The organism is Fibrobacter sp., from assembly GCF_045131395.1.
GTDB lineage: Bacteria > Fibrobacterota > Fibrobacteria > Fibrobacterales > Fibrobacteraceae > Fibrobacter.
In genome coordinates, this window is sequence record NZ_JBGUQY010000048.1 from 1 (window position 1) to 1,610 (window position 1,610).

General features: G+C 50.8%; 1 protein-coding gene. It reads left to right on the plus strand.

Annotated elements, in window-relative coordinates; genetic code table 11:
- Window positions 1-270 precede the first annotated feature (270 nt).
- The gene (locus ACJMNB_RS13455) at window positions 271-1,488 is read left to right on the plus strand and encodes an IS110 family transposase (protein ID WP_405343345.1); all 1,218 of its coding nucleotides are present in this window, start codon (window positions 271-273) and stop codon (window positions 1,486-1,488) included.
- The last annotated feature ends 122 nt before the right edge of the window (window positions 1,489-1,610 follow it).

Sequence of the window (1,610 nt, forward strand, 5' to 3'; positions counted from 1 at the left end):
CCTACTACAATGTATTTGGTCGATGTTCTTGACCGCCAGTCAAGAAATCGTCCATCTTGTTGCTTAAGCTGTTAGAATGGGGATGCAACCGGTCTGGCCGATACCTCCAAGGACTCCCGTCCGTGATTAAGTCTGCTAACCGGCTCCTCATTCGCAGCGTTCGTTTTACGCAGGTTGAACCGCGTGTTCGTGTGAATCACCCAGTAGATTGAATAGGCAATGAGAGAAGTCGATCTCGGCCGTTGCAATTCATTCAAAGGAGATAGTTTCATGAACGCAGTTGGTATCGATGTTTCCAAAGGCAAGAGCACTGTCACGATTCGCCAGCCGGGCGATGTAGTTGTCCTGGCGCCACGGGATTACCGTCACACACAATCCTCCATCAATGATCTCATCACCACCATCAAATGCTTGGAGGGTGAGACAAAGGTTTGTATGGAGCATACCGGCAGATACTATGAGCCGATGGCATCCTGGCTCTCGGCAGCAGGAATTTTCGTCAGCGCCGTCAATCCCTGGCTCATCAAGGATTTTGGAAACGAATCCATTCGCACACCGAAGACGGACAAAGCCGATGCAAAGAAAATTGCACGTTTTGCTCTTGACCGCTGGGCGAAATTGCCGCAATATAGTCGTATGGATGAATTACGAAACCAACTGAAAACCATGAATCGGCAATTCGGCTTCTACATGGATCAGAAGACCGCTATGAAGAACAATCTCATTGCGCTTCTCGACCAGACGTTCCCCGGAGCCAACTGCTTCTTCGACAGCCCTGCCCGCAGTGACGGCAGCCAAAAATGGGTGGATTTTGTCTACACCTACTGGCATGTGGATTGCGTTCGCAGCAAATCCCTTGAAGCCTTCACTGAGCACTATAAAAACTGGTGCAAGCGGAAGGGCTACAATTTCAGTGCCGCCAAGGCAGAAGAAGTCTATCTCGCAGCCGCCGATCTCATCGCTGTATTCCCCAAGGATGACTACACCAAGCTGCTGATCCGTCAGGCCGTTGCCATGCTTAATATTGCCTCCGAAACGGTGGAAACGCTTCGGATTAAGATGGATCAGACGGCGTCTCAGCTCCCAGAGTATCCTGTCGTCATGGAGATGGACGGCGTCGGTGCCACGCTGGGGCCGCAGCTCATTGCTGAGATCGGGGATGTTACTCGCTTTAAGCACAGAGGGGCTCTGACGGCCTTTGCCGGTGTAGATCCTCGTGCGAATGAATCCGGAGATTACAAGCGCGTGAGCAACCCCACGTCGAAGAAAGGCTCGCCTCATCTGCGAAAAACGCTCTTCCAGATCATGGACGGTCTTATCCAGCGTTCTCCTGCAGATAACCCTGTCTATGCCTTCATGGACAAGAAACGAGCACAGGGCAAGCCTTACTACGTCTACATGACTGCCGGAGCCAACAAGTTCTTGCGAATCTACTACGGAAAGGTGAATGCTTACCTGTCTCCAACTGAGGGAGCAGAAGATTCCTAAGCTTATTACCATTCCTTTTCAGGCCAGCGTTCTGCGGTGGCCTTCTTTTCATGCCCGCTTTTCAACCTGCATGGACTTCACATTTTTCTGCAATTTCCTCTTGACTTTTTATTTGCAGACTT